Source organism: Plantactinospora mayteni (genome assembly GCF_016862935.1).
Lineage (GTDB): Bacteria > Actinomycetota > Actinomycetes > Mycobacteriales > Micromonosporaceae > Plantactinospora > Plantactinospora mayteni.
The window spans coordinates 1-13701 of record NZ_BONX01000079.1 but is presented as its reverse complement, the minus strand read 5'-3'; the positions used below and the strand labels follow the sequence as shown (position 1 = coordinate 13701).

Annotated in this window: 19 protein-coding genes; 7 read left to right on the top strand and 12 right to left on the bottom strand. The window is 72.8% G+C overall.

What is annotated here, in order from left to right:
• Positions 1-204: 204 nt before the first annotated feature.
• Together Pma05_RS44240 and Pma05_RS40775 are read left to right on the top strand one after the other, a co-directional pair.
• Positions 205-408, top strand: a complete 204-nt coding sequence (locus tag Pma05_RS44240; RefSeq protein ID WP_203862902.1) for a helix-turn-helix domain-containing protein — start codon at positions 205-207, stop codon at positions 406-408.
• Complete coding sequence (locus tag Pma05_RS40775; RefSeq protein ID WP_203862903.1) at positions 389-571, top strand: DUF397 domain-containing protein; 183 nt, start codon at positions 389-391, stop codon at positions 569-571. Before Pma05_RS44240 ends, Pma05_RS40775 begins: the two co-directional genes overlap by 20 nt.
• A 487-nt stretch (positions 572-1058) precedes the next feature.
• Here the strand turns inward: Pma05_RS40775 and Pma05_RS40770 are convergent, their stop codons facing one another.
• The 8 genes from Pma05_RS40770 to Pma05_RS40740 form a co-directional block, all read right to left on the bottom strand.
• Positions 1059-2246 (bottom strand): MFS transporter, encoded by a 1188-nt coding sequence (locus tag Pma05_RS40770; protein WP_203862901.1) that lies wholly within the window; start codon positions 2244-2246, stop codon positions 1059-1061.
• Positions 2247-2438: 192 nt separating this feature from the next.
• Entirely contained in the window at positions 2439-3122 is a 684-nt protein-coding gene (locus Pma05_RS40765) for an ABC transporter permease (protein ID WP_203862900.1), read from the bottom strand.
• On the bottom strand, positions 3119-3982 hold the full coding sequence (locus tag Pma05_RS40760) for an ATP-binding cassette domain-containing protein (protein WP_203862899.1): 864 nt from the start codon (positions 3980-3982) through the stop codon (positions 3119-3121). The genes Pma05_RS40765 and Pma05_RS40760 overlap by 4 nt, the downstream gene beginning before the upstream one ends.
• Positions 3979-4317 carry a PadR family transcriptional regulator gene (locus Pma05_RS40755; RefSeq protein ID WP_203862898.1) on the bottom strand — a complete coding sequence of 113 codons (339 nt, stop codon included), beginning with the start codon at positions 4315-4317 and terminating at the stop codon, positions 3979-3981. The genes Pma05_RS40760 and Pma05_RS40755 overlap by 4 nt, the downstream gene beginning before the upstream one ends.
• Before the next feature lie 126 nt (positions 4318-4443).
• Positions 4444-5280 carry a helix-turn-helix domain-containing protein gene (locus tag Pma05_RS40750; RefSeq protein WP_275414825.1) on the bottom strand — a complete coding sequence of 279 codons (837 nt, stop codon included), beginning with the start codon at positions 5278-5280 and terminating at the stop codon, positions 4444-4446.
• 10 nt (positions 5281-5290) lie between these two features.
• Positions 5291-5536, bottom strand: a complete 246-nt coding sequence (locus Pma05_RS43235; RefSeq protein ID WP_239314160.1) for a DUF6879 family protein — start codon at positions 5534-5536, stop codon at positions 5291-5293.
• Positions 5537-5547: 11 nt separating this feature from the next.
• Positions 5548-5808, bottom strand: a complete 261-nt coding sequence (locus tag Pma05_RS43230; protein ID WP_239314159.1) for a DUF6879 family protein — start codon at positions 5806-5808, stop codon at positions 5548-5550.
• On the bottom strand, positions 5789-6118 hold the full coding sequence (locus Pma05_RS40740) for a hypothetical protein (RefSeq protein WP_203862896.1): 330 nt from the start codon (positions 6116-6118) through the stop codon (positions 5789-5791). The genes Pma05_RS43230 and Pma05_RS40740 overlap by 20 nt, the downstream gene beginning before the upstream one ends.
• A 316-nt stretch (positions 6119-6434) precedes the next feature.
• Between Pma05_RS40740 and Pma05_RS40735 the strand changes: the two genes are divergently transcribed.
• The gene (locus Pma05_RS40735; protein ID WP_203862895.1) at positions 6435-7553 is read left to right on the top strand and encodes a nucleotide disphospho-sugar-binding domain-containing protein; all 1119 of its coding nucleotides are present in this window, start codon (positions 6435-6437) and stop codon (positions 7551-7553) included.
• 39 nt (positions 7554-7592) lie between these two features.
• Here the strand turns inward: Pma05_RS40735 and Pma05_RS40730 are convergent, their stop codons facing one another.
• On the bottom strand, positions 7593-8243 hold the full coding sequence (locus Pma05_RS40730; protein ID WP_203862894.1) for an alpha/beta hydrolase: 651 nt from the start codon (positions 8241-8243) through the stop codon (positions 7593-7595).
• Between the two features lie 392 nt (positions 8244-8635).
• On the opposite strand from Pma05_RS40730, the gene Pma05_RS40725 reads away from it, so the two are divergent.
• Together Pma05_RS40725 and Pma05_RS40720 are read left to right on the top strand one after the other, a co-directional pair.
• On the top strand, positions 8636-9085 hold the full coding sequence (locus Pma05_RS40725; RefSeq protein ID WP_203862893.1) for a hypothetical protein: 450 nt from the start codon (positions 8636-8638) through the stop codon (positions 9083-9085).
• Between the two features lie 78 nt (positions 9086-9163).
• Positions 9164-10003, top strand: coding sequence for a hypothetical protein (locus Pma05_RS40720; protein ID WP_203862892.1), 840 nt, complete (start codon positions 9164-9166; stop codon positions 10001-10003).
• A gap of 30 nt (positions 10004-10033) precedes the next feature.
• Here Pma05_RS40720 and Pma05_RS40715 read toward each other — a convergent pair whose 3' ends face one another.
• Together Pma05_RS40715 and Pma05_RS40710 are read right to left on the bottom strand one after the other, a co-directional pair.
• Complete coding sequence (locus tag Pma05_RS40715) at positions 10034-10474, bottom strand: SDR family oxidoreductase (protein WP_203862891.1); 441 nt, start codon at positions 10472-10474, stop codon at positions 10034-10036.
• Positions 10475-10483: 9 nt separating this feature from the next.
• Positions 10484-10960: a hypothetical protein gene (locus Pma05_RS40710; RefSeq protein WP_203862890.1), complete on the bottom strand. Its 477-nt coding sequence runs from the start codon at positions 10958-10960 to the stop codon at positions 10484-10486.
• A gap of 112 nt (positions 10961-11072) precedes the next feature.
• Here Pma05_RS40710 and Pma05_RS40705 point away from each other — a divergent pair, with 112 nt between their 5' ends.
• The gene (locus tag Pma05_RS40705; protein ID WP_203862889.1) at positions 11073-12248 is read left to right on the top strand and encodes a serine hydrolase domain-containing protein; all 1176 of its coding nucleotides are present in this window, start codon (positions 11073-11075) and stop codon (positions 12246-12248) included.
• 53 nt (positions 12249-12301) lie between these two features.
• Here Pma05_RS40705 and Pma05_RS40700 read toward each other — a convergent pair whose 3' ends face one another.
• Positions 12302-12763 carry a pyridoxamine 5'-phosphate oxidase family protein gene (locus tag Pma05_RS40700; RefSeq protein ID WP_203862888.1) on the bottom strand — a complete coding sequence of 154 codons (462 nt, stop codon included), beginning with the start codon at positions 12761-12763 and terminating at the stop codon, positions 12302-12304.
• 219 nt (positions 12764-12982) lie between these two features.
• On the opposite strand from Pma05_RS40700, the gene Pma05_RS40695 reads away from it, so the two are divergent.
• A complete protein-coding gene (locus tag Pma05_RS40695) occupies positions 12983-13621 on the top strand; it encodes a hemerythrin domain-containing protein (RefSeq protein ID WP_203862887.1) in 639 nt (212 codons plus the stop codon).
• Positions 13622-13701: the final 80 nt, after the last annotated feature.

The following is a 13701-nucleotide window of genomic DNA, read 5'->3' as shown; positions in this document are numbered from 1 at the left end:
CGCCCGTGTCCCGTACGAGCGACCGCCCCCGTTGACGGAAAGATGACCCACCATCGGGGCGGATCCTGCGGGCCACGCCCCCGGCATGTTGAAGCGGGCCGCTGTAATGGCTCCTCCGTCTGCCTCCACCCTGGACCGTGACGTTGCGGTATCGGAAGATGTACTAAGGGCACTCGTGCCCTACGTCCGGACGGAGGGGCGCAGTTGGCCGACACGAACGAGTTTCGTCATCTGTTGCGCAAGCTTCGGACGGAGCAAGGGCTGTCTCAGGATGCCGTGGGCGCTGCGGTGCACGTCAGTGGCTCTCAGGTCGGCCACTACGAGTCGGGTCGGAGCATCCCGCCCGACGACATGGCCGAACGGCTAGACGGGGTGCTTCTTGATGATCATGACCCCGAAGTGGCGTAAGTCGTCCCGCTCTGGGAGCAACGCCGGCAACTGCGTAGAGGTGGCCGACAACCTTCCCGGCCGGGTACTGGTCAGAGACACCAAGGACCGGGACGGCGGAACGCTGACCTTCGGCCCGGCCGCCTGGCGGGCGTTCGTCAGCCTGGCGAAGTTGCACGCCTGACGCCGGTCCGCGCCTCCCACGCGACAACCCGGTCGAGAACCGGGCCGAACTGGCGGCCCCCCGGCAGGGCGGCGCCTACCGTCCGGGCGTACGGCATTAACGACCACAACACTCGGTCGATCTGCGCCGAGCGGGCCGGGGAACCGGCCCGACGAGGCCAGTCCTATAACGACGAAAAGCCCCCGGGCCCAGGGTGTAGACCCGGGTCCGGGGGTTTCGTCATGCCAGAGGCCGCCAGGCAGCCCGGCTACCCGCTCCGACTCGTGTAAACGGGTCACTGCGGATTCGATGGCCATCACTACGGCAGGAGTGCCAGGGGTACCGTCCCCCCGTCGGTGCCGTCCACGGCCGCCATCACCTGAGTTGGGGCGTCCGGCGAGTCGACGGACTCCACCGGAGCCGAGGTGGTCACGCTCGCTACCGCCTCGGTGATCGCGTCCTGAAACTTGCGGTTCGGAGTCACGGCCGCCCGATCGGGCGGCTCGGCTCACGCCCCGGCCGGGGTGGCCGCCGGTCGCCGGGCGGCCAGGGCGAGGACCAGCCAGGCGAGTCCGATGGTCAGCGGGGCGATGGCGAACCCGGCGGTGGCGCTGCCGGTGCCGTCCAGCAGCGGACCGGTCGCCGCCGCGCCGAGCGCGCTGCCCACCGAGAAGGCGGTGGCGGCCCAGGCGAACGCCTCGGCGGCGGTACCGGTCGGCGCGATCCCGTCGATCCCGACGAAGGTGATGGTGAGCAGCGGCGGCAGGGCCAGCCCGCTGACCGCCATCAGCGCCAGCATGACCGGCGGGGCCGGGGTGAGCAGCAGCGGCAGGTAGCCGAGCGCCAGCAGCGCCGCCGCGCGGGGCAGCGTGCCGTACCGGCGGGCGGTGCCGGACCGGACGTAGAGCAGGCCGCCGGTCAGCGCCCCGACCGCCTGGGCGGCGAGCAGCCAGCCGGCCCAGGACCGGCCGCCGGACGCCTCGGCGTAGCCGGTCGCCGCCACCGCCACACTGCCGACGCCGGCACCGATCAGCACCAGCGCGCCGAGGACCACCCGCAGGGGGCCGGAGCGGAGCGGGCCGGCCCAGTGCCGTACCGCCGGCACGCCCCGCCAGCGGCGGACCGCCGGGGCGGTGCCGAACCAGACGGTACCGGCGGCCTGGCAGAGCGCGGCGGTGGCCAACCCGCCGGCCGGGCCGAACCCGGCGACGGCGCCGAGGGTGAGCACCGGCCCGACCACGAAGATCAGCTCCTGGGTCGCGGTGTCCAGGGTGTACGCGGTATGGATCCGCTCCTCCGGCAGCAGGTCCCGCCAGAGCACCCGCAGGCACGCCTCGAACGGCGGCGCCCCGAGCCCGGCCAGCGCGGCGGCACCTACCGTCAGCGGGCCGGTCAGCGACGCCGCGACCAGCGCGAAGCCGGCGCTGGAGACGGCGACCGCCAGCCAGAGCACCGGTGGCTGCCGCCAGCGGTCGGCGAGCCGGGCCAGCATCGGCTGCCCGACCGCCATCCCGGCGGTGTACGCCCCGACCAGCAGCCCGGCCAGGGTCAGCGTCATCGTCTCCCGGGCGAAGACCAGCAGGGCAAGTGGCGCCGCGCCGAGCGGGATCCGGCCGAGCAGGCTCGCCGCGAGTACCCGGGCGGTCTGTGGGGTCTTCAGGACGGCGAGTGCGGAGGTGTCGACGGTCGACGACATGGTGGATCGCTCCCGGAGGGGTGTCGGGGGGACGGGCCGGTGGCGGAGGTGGAACCGGCCGGTCAGGGAGCGAAGTCGGCGCGCTCGTGGTCGTTACCGTAGAGCGGCAGGTCAGGAGTGATCCAGGTCGCGTACGCGGCGGCAGCCGCCTCCAGCGGGATCACCCGGACAACTCTACGGCTGCCGGAGGGCTCAGTCGAACCTCAGGTGCCGGCGCTGGCGCAGCCGGATGCCGGAGGCGATCGCCACCAGCGCGGTGAGCGCCAGGGTCAGGGTCACCCCGTGCACCAGGCCGCGGGCCAGGTAGCCGCTGTCGGTGTGGTCGATCGCGTACGTGCCGATCTCGCGGCTGAACCAGAACGGCAGCGCCCGGGCGGCGGTGTCGGCCGGGTCCATCACCATCTGGAGCCCGACCACGATCAACAGCACCAGGGTGCCCTCCAACTCGCGGGGCAGGATCGCGCTCAGCGCCAGCCCGAAGGGGACGGCGGTGGCCACCGTCAACGCCATGATCAGCGCGATGGCGCCGTACCGGACGTCGTCCTGGTCGAAGCGGACCAGCAGGAAGTACGGCACCGACAGCACCGCGCCGACCGTCCAGAGCGCCAGCAGCCGGCCCAGGTGCAGGTGGTACGCCCGATAGCCGGAGAGCCGTAGCCGGGGCTCGATGCCCCGGGCGGCACTCCCGGCGAAGAGCGCGGCGGTGCTCAGCGCCCAGCTCAGCCCGAGACAGACGAACCGGATCGACTGGCCGGTGTGCTCGTCCCGGCGGCTGGCGTAGAAGGCCAGTGGAAACACCAACAGGATCAGCAGTACGCCCCGGCGGCGGGCTACCTCGCGCAGGGCCAGCTCCGCCACCGTCCAGATCTTGGTCATGCCGACATCTCCCGGGCCGGGGTCAGGTCGAGTACGGTGTCGACCCGGTCGAGTTGGTTGAGCAGGTGGGTCACCACGACGATCGCCCGACCGTCCGCGCGCCACCGCCAGAGCTGCTGCCAGAAGTCCAGATAGGTGCCGCGGTCGAAGCCCTGGTAGGGCTCGTCGAGCAGCAGCACGTCCGGCTCGCCGAGCGCGGCCATCACCAGGTTGAGCTTCTGTCGGGTACCGCCGGAGAGGTGCCGGGCCTGGGTCCGGCCGGCCGGCTCCCAGTCCAGCGCGCCGGCGTGCGCCCGACCGGCCGCCCGGGCCTCGGCCCGGTGCAGCCCGCGCCCGGCACCGACCAGCACGAAGTGCTCCTCCGGATAGAGGAAGTCGGCGGTGCCGCCGGACTGCGGGCAGTAGCCGAGGGTGCCGTGCACCCGGACCCGGCCGGCGTCCGGGCTGAGCAGGCCGGCACAGATCCGCAGGAAGGTGCTCTTGCCGGCGCCGTTCGCACCTACCACGGCGGCGATCTCGCCGGCTCGCACGGTCAGGTCCACGCTGGTCAGCACCGGGCGTCGGCGGTAGCGCTTGGTGATGCCGCGCACCTCCAACCTGACCGGGCCGGGGGTGTGCGGCGGCCGGACCGGCATGGCCACCCGGGCCACCCCGACGCCGCCGCCCGGCTGCGGTGCGCCGACGCTCTCCGCGACGGCCGTCGCGTACGTCGCTGGCGGGCCGAAGACCTGCAACGGCGGCTCGCCGCTGTCCCGCAGGTGCGTGGCGGCCTCGGCGACCACGTGCCGGGACAGGTCCGGATCGAGGCCGCGCCGGTGCAGCTCACCGGCGAGCGCCTGAAGCCATCCGTCGGAGTTCAACGTGTCTGCACCTCCCGCAGGACCGTCCCCACCCCGCTGGCGAAGGCGTCCCAGTCGACGGCGGTCCGGCGTAACGTGTCGGCGCCGGCCGGAGTGATCCGGTAGTACTTGCGGGCCGGGCCGGCGGCGCCCTCCCGCCACTGTGCGCTCACCAGGCCGGTCCGTTGCAGCCGGAGCAGCACCGGATAGAGGGTGCCGCCCTGGATCGGGCCGATGCCGCTCGCGTCGAGCGACTGGGCCAACTCGTATCCGTAGGACTCCCGACGGTGCAGTAGGGCGAGAACGCACAGGTCGAGCACCCCGCGCAGCCACTGGCCACGGCGCTCCTGATCCACGGCGAAGAAGGTAGCACAGTCAGCTAGCTGGTGCGGCAACCTAGTGGCCGACGGTGGGCTGCGGCGCGTCTGCGAGTGCCGGAGGCGGCGGACACCGACGGCGGCACCCCAGCAGCGGACGAACCGTCATCCCCGCCAGCGCAGCAACGCCCCCGCCACCAAGTCCTTGGCCTCCTGCCCGTACTTCGCCCCCGCTGCCAGGGCGTCGAACGCTTTGACGTACAGCGCGATCTCACGGGGTTGGGTAATCGCCAGTTCCGCCGTGATCGCCTCGACATGCACCAGGCGGTCGTCGAACAAAATGAACTGGTTGCTTGGTACCTGGTACAGATGACCGGCTGGCAGGACGCCCAGTCGCACGCGAGGTAGGGAGAGCACCGTCAGCAGTCGGTCGAGCTGTCCGGCCATGACCGCCGTATCCCCGACCAGCGTCCGGAGCGCCTGCTCGGCCAGGACGAAGTGAAAGCGGTGGTTGCCGTGGTAGAGGATCTGCTGCCGCTCCATCCGCACCGCCACACCGGCCTCCAGGTCGTCGGGCACCTGGTAGAACTCGATGACCCGAGCCATCACCGCGGCGGCGTACTCGGCGGTGTGCAGGATGCCCGGCACCAGCATCGGCTCGTACCAGCGGAACAGCCGGGTTTGGCTCTCGATGCTCAGCGAGGTTTCCTGCCGCCGCTTGGTGCCGGTGCGGAGCATTCGTCGCCACTCGACGTACATGGCCTCGATGTTCCGCACCGTGGCGATCAAGTCTGGCACCTGCTCGGGCGTGCCGCAGTGGTCGCACCACACCCGGAGGTCGTCCTCGGTCGGTGTCTGTTTGCCGTACTCGATCTTGGAGACCTTGGAACTGGCCCAACCGGCAAGCAGGGCGAGCTGTCTACCGGTCAGGCCAGCGTCCCGCCGCACGTCCCGGAGCCTGTGCCCCAGTGCCTCGCGTGCCTGGTGAACCGTTGCCGACAATGAGCGCTGCTTAGGTGTTGGCGTATGCCAGGTGCGGGATTGCCCGCTGCCACACCTGCTGCCGCACGCTGCGGCACCGCTCGACGATGTAGGGGTCGGTGGTCTCTGCTCCCCCGACGAACTGGCCGCTCGGCTCGAAAACGGTGAAGACGACGCGGTTGTCGTCGAACAGCCAGAAGTCGTCGAGGGGTAGGGAGATGCCGTCGATCAGGTGGCGGGGCAGCCACCGGATGTCCTCGCCGGCGGCGATGTTCAACTCCGCGACCGTCAGCCCCAGCGTACGTAGTCGACGTGTGGCACGGTCACGACCCGGACCCGGGTAACGCTGCGGCCTGCTGCTGTGGTCGCAGCCATCAGATCCAGCCAGGGCCGGTGCCAGGCAAAGTCATCCGGCTTGCCCTCCAGGAACAGCCTGAGCGGCTCGCTCTCCTCCGAGGCGTAGTAGGTGTCCTGCACCTCAAGGTGGAAAGCCGTGCGGTCGAACGTGCGGAAGAGTGCGTCGAACGCCTCACCCGTGAGCAGTCTCATCCGCACCTCCGCCTCGAACCCTGCCGACCTCAACGGAGGTCTCGTGCCCCGGTATGTCCATCTGGGACAGTGCCTCGGTGTCGACCACCACCGTCCCGGACAGAATGTAGCTTCCCCGGCCCGTGTCCTGGAGCGGCACCGCCAACTCGGTGTCCGGCTCCAGGTACTGAAGCAGCTCGTGTGGAATCTCCACGCTGGTTTCCTGGCCCGGCACCTTCCAGCCCTGCACGACGTAGGTGTCGCGGTCGGTCGCGAACAGAGTCGGTGAGCCACCGCCCTGCGTCTGCTTGCCGAGAAATCGTAATTCCATGCGCCCTCCTCCTGGTGCATGTTTGCCGTGGTTTGCTCACCCTGGTGAACCCCGTGGCTTGTTGGGGTTTCGCTTCTCAGGGTCCTCCGCGTAAAGCGCCTGCGCGGGTGCCAGCCATCCCGGAAAGACAACCCGGCCGCGGCAAGGGAACTCCGGTCGCTGGCGGCGGTGGCAGGTTGGCGCCGCGAAAACGAATTGGTCAGTACCAACGAGGGCTGCCACTGCCTCCCGCCCGCTTGCCGCGCAGCGCGGCCTCGCCGGCTTCGTCGCGGCGGCCGGCGCGGACCGGCGGCGTCGCGCTCATTAGGCTGGTCGCATGCGAGTGCTCTTCGTGTCAGCGCCGTTGCTCGGCCACGTGTTTCCGTTGGTGCCGCTCGCCGAGGCGCTCCGGGACGCCGGTCACGAGGTGCTGCTGGCCACCGGCGGCGACGGGCTCGCCGTACGCCGGACGGGGCTGCCGGTCGAGGACATCGCCCCCGGGTTCCGGTTCGACCGGATCGCCCGGCGGACCATGCTCCGCCACCCGTTGATCGCCCGCGCCGAGTTGGCCGGCCGGGCCGGTACCCGGGGTGTGGGGCTGCTCTTCGGCGCGGCCAACGAGCAGATGGTCGACGGACTGGTCAGCCTGGCCGACCGCTGGCAGCCGGATCTCGTCGTGCACGAACCGCTGGCCGTGGCCGGGGCGCTCGCCGCCGCCCGCCGATCCGTGCCGGCGGTACTGCACGAGAACTCGCTCTTCGACGGCGGCGAGCTGGTCCGGGTGACCGCGGCCCGGCTGGTCCGGGCACAGCAGCGTAGCGGGATCGGCAGCCTGCGCCCGAGTGCCGCGATCCTGACCGTCGCCCCGCCCAGCGTGGTCGGTGAGCGGGCCGGCTGGCCGCTGCGCGGCGTACCCGCCACCGGGGTCGGTGAGCTGCCGGAGTGGCTCCGGGAGCCGGGCGGGCGGCCGAGGATCCTGGTCAGCCGCAGCACGGTGGCCGGCCCGGGTGGTGGGGCGCTGATGAGCGCCGTGGTCCGGGCCGCGGCCGGGGTCGACGCGGACGTCGTGCTGGTCCGCCCCGACCGGCGGGTACTTCGGTCCGGGCCGCTGCCGGGCAACGTCCGTACCGTCGACTGGATCCCGATCAACGCGGCGCTGCCGCACTGTGCCGGGGTGGTGCACCACGGCGGTGCGGGTTCGGTGCTCGGCGCGCTGGCGGCGGGCGTACCGCAGCTCGTGGTGCCCGGCCCGGGCGACCGCCGGCACAACGCGGAGCTGGTGGCGGCCCGAGGTGCCGGGCTGGCCGTACCCGAACGGGCGATCACCGGCGCCGAGCTGGCTCGACTGGTCAGCGACCCGGCGCTCGGCTCCGCCACCGACGAGGTACGCCGGGAGATGGCCGCGATGCCGGCACCGGCGGAGCTGGTACCCCGGCTCGAAGCCCTGCTCGGCTGAGCGCCGGCCCGGCCGGGCGATCTCTCCCGCGCGGGACGGTCAGCCGGGCAGGTTGGCGTCGAGGAAGGCCGCGACGACGGCGCTGATGTCGGGCCGGTCGAGCGGCAGGGCGTGACCGCCGTGCGTGACCAGCGAGTGCACCGGATGGCCGGCTCGGAGCAGCGCCGAGGTGAGCGCGACCGCCTGGCCGACCGGTACGGCCGCGTCCGCGACACCGTGCGCCAGCAGCACCGGTACCCGGTTGCCGAGATGGCTGCTCGGGATCGCGTCCACGGTCGCCGGGTCACCGGCCGTCGGTTGGTGGCCCAGCAACGCCTCCCAGGGGTTGTCCCCGCGACGTGCCCGGAGGAACTCCTCGTCCAGCGGATCGATCGGCGACCAGAAGGCGAGTACGCCGTCCACGTCGCCCGGCTCGTGCACCCCGCGCAGGGCGAGGTGCAGGGCGAGGTGGCCACCGGCCGAGTCACCGGCCACCAGGAACGGCAGCCCGGCCGCCCGGGCTCGGGCCAGCGGCTCCCGCGCCGCCGCCCGTACGTCGTCGAGCTGCGCCGGCCACCTGGCCTCGGAACTCAGCCGGTAGCGGCCCTGCACCACCGTCAGCCCGTGCCCGGCCAGCGCCGCGCCGTCCTCGTCCGACCAGGCACGCCAGCCGCCGCCCGGCAGCCACAACACGATTCCCCGCTCCGCCATGCGGCCAAGCATGATCGTTGACACCCCGTCGGGCCAGCCGAAACTGCCGGGTCCGCTCAGGGCGTAACCCGTCGGGACCCGCTGCCCGGACACCGGACGGCGCGCGGACTCAGCGGCGGGTCGGGACCCGCTGCCCGGACACCCGACGGCGCCCGGACTCAGCGGCGGAGGTCGGGACCTGTTGCCCGGCACCCCACGGCGCGCGGACTCAGCGGCGGAGGTCGGGCCCCGACGCTGAGCCGAACTGTTCCGGGGCCATGTAGCGGACCGTGCCGTCGGGGTGACCGGGGCCGCTCCGGCTCGACGAGCGGTTTCAGGTGACCCGAGGTAGTTTGGGTTGCGTGTTCTCCGTCGCGCTGGTCCGCCCCGTGTGGTGGATAGCGTGCCGCTCGGTGCGGTTCGTGACCGCCCTGGTGTTGATGGGCCTGCTGCTGGGCGCCGGTGGAGCCCGGACCGGACTCTCCGGCCCGGCCGTCACGGCGACCGAGTCGCGCCCCGCCACCGCACAGTCGACTGTGCAGGATGCCCGGGCCGGTGCCGACGCAGTGCTAGCCGGGCCGGCCGTGCGGACCGGGTCGCATGCCGCGCTCGACGGGCCGTCCGGTGCCGCCGTCGAGCCGACCGTCGTGATGGCCGAGCAGCCCTCGACGGTGTTCGAGGGCGCCGTGGCGGCCGACGAGCGGACCGGCGCGACCGGCCCGGTGGTGCCGACGGTGCTGGTCCGGGCCGACCTGCTCGGTGGGCAGCCGGATCGGCCGGTGCTCGGAGCGGCGGCCGGGGTGTGGCCGGCCGGTAACGCGCACGCCCGGGTGGTCGGGCCCCGCGCACCTCCGCTCGGCTGAGGACCGGTCGCGCCCGACCGCGTCCGGTCCGGCCCCGTCGACTCCTCGTCCGCATCGTCCACCCCGTGAGGTGCCGTAATGGAAAATCTGCTGTTCGACTTCGTGATCGAGGTGATCCGCTCCACCACCCTCTGGCTCGTACTGCTCGGGCTCGCGCTGGCCGGGGGCATCTGGCTGGTGGTGCGTCCGCGCGGCGCCGCCACCGACCATCGGGACAACGGATCCGGCTACGACGTGGCGGTCCGGGACGCCGAGGGACGCCGGGAGCGGCTGGTGGCCCGGGCTTCGGAACTGCACCGGTACGCCGAGGAGGTGGCGGTCGCCGCCGAGCGGTCGGCCGTCACCGCCCAGCGGCGCCGGGACGGGTGGCTGGCTGCGCAGGAGGCGGTCGAGACGACCTGGCAGGCGTACGAGGCGGCGGACGCCGCGGCCCGCCGGGTCGGTGCCGCCGCCGTACTGCCCGAGCCGCGCACCCCGCGCACCCCGGCCGAGTACGCCGACCGGGAGCGCTTCCTGCACCGCGCCGCGATGGTGGCCTGCACCCGGCAGGAGTTGACGGTACTGCAACTGAGCGACGCGCTGGCCAACCGGAACGGCTGGGACCCGCGCCGGCATCCGGCCGAGCAGGAGATCGTACTCCGTCGGGTGGCTCGGGACAGTCTGCTGGCCGGGTACCGGACGGCGGAGGAGCGGGAGCGGACCGCGTGGCGGGACGCCGAGGTCGCCGCGGCGGCGGCCCGCAGTCTCCGGGAGGAGGCGTACGCCGCCGCCAGCCGTGCGGCACAGCTCCGGCGCTGGTTGCCGGTCCCGGCCGGGAAGCCGCGCGGAGCGGTGACCGAGCCGACCCGGCAGCAACATAACGAGCTGGCCCCGCAGCAGCGCCCGACCCGGCGGTGGCGCGCGGCCCGGGCCGGCTGACCTCCGGCGGGCGGCCAGGCTCGGCCGATCCTAGGGTGCCTCGGGGTCCAGGCCGAGCGCGGACCGTCCACCGTCGACCGGCAGCACCACTCCGGTGAGCAGGCTCGCCTCGGGCGAGAGCAGGTACGCGACGGTGCCGGCGACCTCGTCGGCACGCCCGACCCGACCGATCGGGTGCAGCCGTCGCATGTCCCGTTCGATCCGTTCGGCGCCGGCCGGATCGCGCCCGGCGAGCAGTTCGGTGTAGCGCTCGGTCGCGATCGAGCCGAGGGCGACCGCGTTGGCCCGGATGCCGTACCGGCCGTACTCGACGGCGAGGGCCCGGGTCAGTCCCTCCACCGCCGCCTTCGCCGTCGCGTACGGCAGGCAGCCTGGTACCGGTCGCTGGGCCTGGTGCGACGAGACGTTGACGATCGCGCCCGGAGTGCCTGAGGCGAGGAAGCGGCGGACCGCCGTACCGCAGCCGACCACCGTGACCGGTCAGGTGGATGGCTTGGCCGGTGCGACGTTGCGGAACCGCTCGTGCGCCGACTGCCGGCTGATGCCGAGCGCGTTGCCGATCTCGGCCCAGGAGAGCCCGGCCTCCCGGGCCGCCACCACGGCGCGTTCGATCAGCGGCCGTTGCCAGCGTTCCACCTCGGCGAGGATGCCGAGCGCCTGCAACGGCCAGGTCGTGGCCAGTTCGGCGACGTTGTCCCGGAGGGTGTCGGAGCGGTTCAGCAGCCAGTCGGGCGGGGTGGCGGCCAGGATCGGCCTGATGTGCCCGCCCCACTCCGAGGTGGCCATCCAGCGTCCCTCGTCGGCGGCCGGATAGTCGCCGGTGCCGACCCAACCGCAGGAGCACCGGGCCCGGTAACCGACGGTGCCGGCGGGCTGGGTGGCGGCGGTGCTCAGCGTCCCGTCCGGTAGCCGGAACCCGATCAGGTTCGCGTGCCCCGGGACCACTTCCTCCGCCATTCCGTAAGCATATGTGTGTCAGGGTTCCCTGACTGACGATGTCAGGATATCCTGACGCGAGTGCTCGGGCGGGTCGTCGCCCGGGTCCGACCCCTCGGAAGGGAAGAGTGCGATGTCCGTGGTCAGCGGCACCGTGGCAGCGGGTTACGAGCCGGTCCGGGAGGCGTTCCTGGCGAACTTCGCGCACCGCTCGGAGATCGGCGCGGCCGTCAGCGTCTACCGGCACGGCCGGGAGGTGGTGCGGCTCTGGGGTGGCACCGCCGATCCGACCACCGGTCGACCCTGGCGGGCGGAGACCCTCCAGGTCGTCTACTCCACCACCAAGAGCGTGCCGGCGGCCTGCGCGCACCTGCTCGCCCAACGGGGACAGCTCGACCTCGACGCCCCGGTCGCCGAATACTGGCCGGAGTTCGCGGCGGCCGGCAAGGGCGGCATCCCGGTCCGCTGGCTTCTTTCCCACCAGGCGGGGCTGCCCGTGCTCGACCGTCCGCTCCCGCAGGCGGAAGCGCTGGCCTGGCACCCGGTCGTCGAGGCGCTGGCCGCCCAGGCACCGGTCTGGGAGCCGGGCACGGCGCACGGCTACCACTCGCTGACCTACGGCTGGCTCGTCGGCGAGGTGGTGCGCCGGGTCTCCGGCCGCAGCCTGGGCACGTACTTCGCCGACGAGATCGGCAAGCCGCTGGGTCTGGACTTCTGGATCGGCCTGCCCGCCACCGAGGCACACCGGGTCAGCCAGCTGGTCGAGCAGCCGGTCACCGCTCCGACCGGCCCCGAGGCGCTATCCGAGGAGATGCGCGAGGTCTTCGCCTCGTACACCGATCCGGCCTCCCTGGTGGTCCGGTCGGTGACGGTGACCGACCCGCCGCTGGACCTCGCCGACCCGGCGACCTGGACGGCCGAGATACCCGCCGTCAACGGCATCTGCACCGCGTCGTCGCTGGCCCGGTTCTACGCCGGCCTGATCGGCGAGGTCGACGGGATCCGGATCCTCGACGCGGCCACCCTCACCGCCGCCACCGCCGAACAGGCCAGCGGCGTCGACCGGGTGCTGATGGTGCCGACCCGACCCGCGCTCGGCTTCGGCCTGCCCCTGCCGGACCAGCCCTGGTGGTCGCCCACCGCCTTCGGCTTCCCCGGGCACGGGGGCTCGCTCGGCTATGCCGAGCCGGCCAGCGGCATCGCCTTCGGGTACGTGATGAACGGCCTGCGCGTCACGATGGCCCCGGACCCCCGGACGACCAGCCTGATCGAGGCGCTCCGGACAGTGGTGTCCGGCCAACCGGACTGAGCCCGGGCGGCGGTGCCCGGATCGGGCCCGGGATGCGGCGGGGAGCCGTCGGCTCAGTCCCGGGTCCGCCGCCGCCAGCCGGTGCCGGGGTGCCAGGACTCGACCACGAGATGGTCGGCGGGCGTACCGACGTACGTCAGCACCAGCTCGGTGATGTCGATCCGGAAGAACCCGGCGCCCTCGTGCGGGTTGTCGGCCGGTGGTGGGGTCGCGACGACCCGGCCGGCCAGCTTGGCGTCGCCCGGCCAGCTCTCCGGAGCGTCCACGGGCGGCTCGATTGTCGGGCTGTGTACGGCGATCCGTGGGTCCCGCCGCACGTCGAGCAGCTTCATCGAGCCGCCCATCATGCCGAGCGTGACCTCGCCGTCGCCGAACTCGAGTTCCGAGGCGCTGATCCGGGGCGAGCCGTCCCGGCGCAGCGTGGCGATGGTCTTGTTGGTGCCGGCCGAGAAGCGTTCCCGGACCCGCGCCGCGAAGTCCGGGGCGTCCTGTTCGATCTCCCGCCAGCTCGCCACATGATCCTCCGGGGTCCGGGCCGGCCCGCTCGCTGCGGCGGGCCGGAGGCGCGACCAGGGTACGCCTCGGCACGGTCTCCCGCCTGTCGCCGCCCGGCCGCTCCGCCGCCGAGCGTTTCGCGGGACGGTCGGGCCGGTCACGCCGAGGACCCTGCGGATGATCACCCGGATCGGCGTGGCGGATAATCGAGACCTCCCGGACGATCGTGAAGGCAGGTCATGACCACCGAGAACGACTGGCTGACCCGGCGGACCGGTGTGCTGCCGACCGCCCCGCCGACCGAGCGGCTCAGCCCGAAGAGCGTGCTGGACGAGTCGACCCGGCCGAGCGCACCCGAGCCGCCGCCCGAGGTCACCTTCACCCACCAGGGCCGGTACGCCGGCCGGCACCTGGTCGACGTGCACGACCACTACCGGGCGGAACTTCGGCAGGTACGTGACCTCCTCCGGCAGGTCAAGGAGGGCACGTCCGAGATCGGCGACGCCCGCGACGAGATCAACATGATGACGATCCGGGCCAACGACTGGACCCTCGGCGGGGTCTGCCAGGCGCAGTGCCGGGCGGTGGCGACCCACCACACCATGGAGAGCCAGGGCATCTTCCCGCACCTGCGGCGCAGTCAGCCGGACCTGGCGGCGGTACTGGACCGGTTGCACGAGGAGCACCTGGCGATCCACGAGGTACTGGAGGGGGTCGACGCGGCGCTGGTGCACCTGGCCCGCAACCCCACCGACTACGGCCCGATCACCGAGGCGATCGACCTGCTCACCGACACCCTGCTGTCGCACTTCGCGTACGAGGAGTCGCAGTTGATCGGTCCGCTCGCCCGGCACGGCTTCTATCCCGGCCAGGTGTGAGCTGCCCGGCCAGGTGTGAGCTGCCCGGCCAGGTGTGAGCTGCCCGGCCAGGTGTGAGCTGCCCGGCCAGGTGTGAGCTG

Excerpts from the sequence above, each read along its gene's own strand:
- Pma05_RS40765 (WP_203862900.1), bottom strand. The coding sequence starts at position 3,122 with ATGACCAAGATCTGGACGGTGGCGGAGCTGGCCCTGCGCGAGGTAGCC.
- Pma05_RS40740 (WP_203862896.1), bottom strand. The coding sequence starts at position 6,118 with ATGGAATTACGATTTCTCGGCAAGCAGACGCAGGGCGGTGGCTCACCG.
- Pma05_RS40710 (WP_203862890.1), bottom strand. The coding sequence starts at position 10,960 with ATGGCGGAGGAAGTGGTCCCGGGGCACGCGAACCTGATCGGGTTCCGG.
- Pma05_RS40730 (WP_203862894.1), bottom strand. The coding sequence starts at position 8,243 with ATGGCGGAGCGGGGAATCGTGTTGTGGCTGCCGGGCGGCGGCTGGCGT.
- Pma05_RS40695 (WP_203862887.1), top strand. The coding sequence starts at position 12,983 with ATGACCACCGAGAACGACTGGCTGACCCGGCGGACCGGTGTGCTGCCG.
- Pma05_RS40720 (WP_203862892.1), top strand. The coding sequence starts at position 9,164 with ATGGAAAATCTGCTGTTCGACTTCGTGATCGAGGTGATCCGCTCCACC.
- Pma05_RS40735 (WP_203862895.1), top strand. The coding sequence starts at position 6,435 with ATGCGAGTGCTCTTCGTGTCAGCGCCGTTGCTCGGCCACGTGTTTCCG.
- Pma05_RS40775 (WP_203862903.1), top strand. The coding sequence starts at position 389 with ATGACCCCGAAGTGGCGTAAGTCGTCCCGCTCTGGGAGCAACGCCGGC.
- Pma05_RS40705 (WP_203862889.1), top strand. The coding sequence starts at position 11,073 with ATGTCCGTGGTCAGCGGCACCGTGGCAGCGGGTTACGAGCCGGTCCGG.
- Pma05_RS40770 (WP_203862901.1), bottom strand. The coding sequence starts at position 2,246 with ATGTCGTCGACCGTCGACACCTCCGCACTCGCCGTCCTGAAGACCCCA.
- Pma05_RS43230 (WP_239314159.1), bottom strand. The coding sequence starts at position 5,808 with ATGAGACTGCTCACGGGTGAGGCGTTCGACGCACTCTTCCGCACGTTC.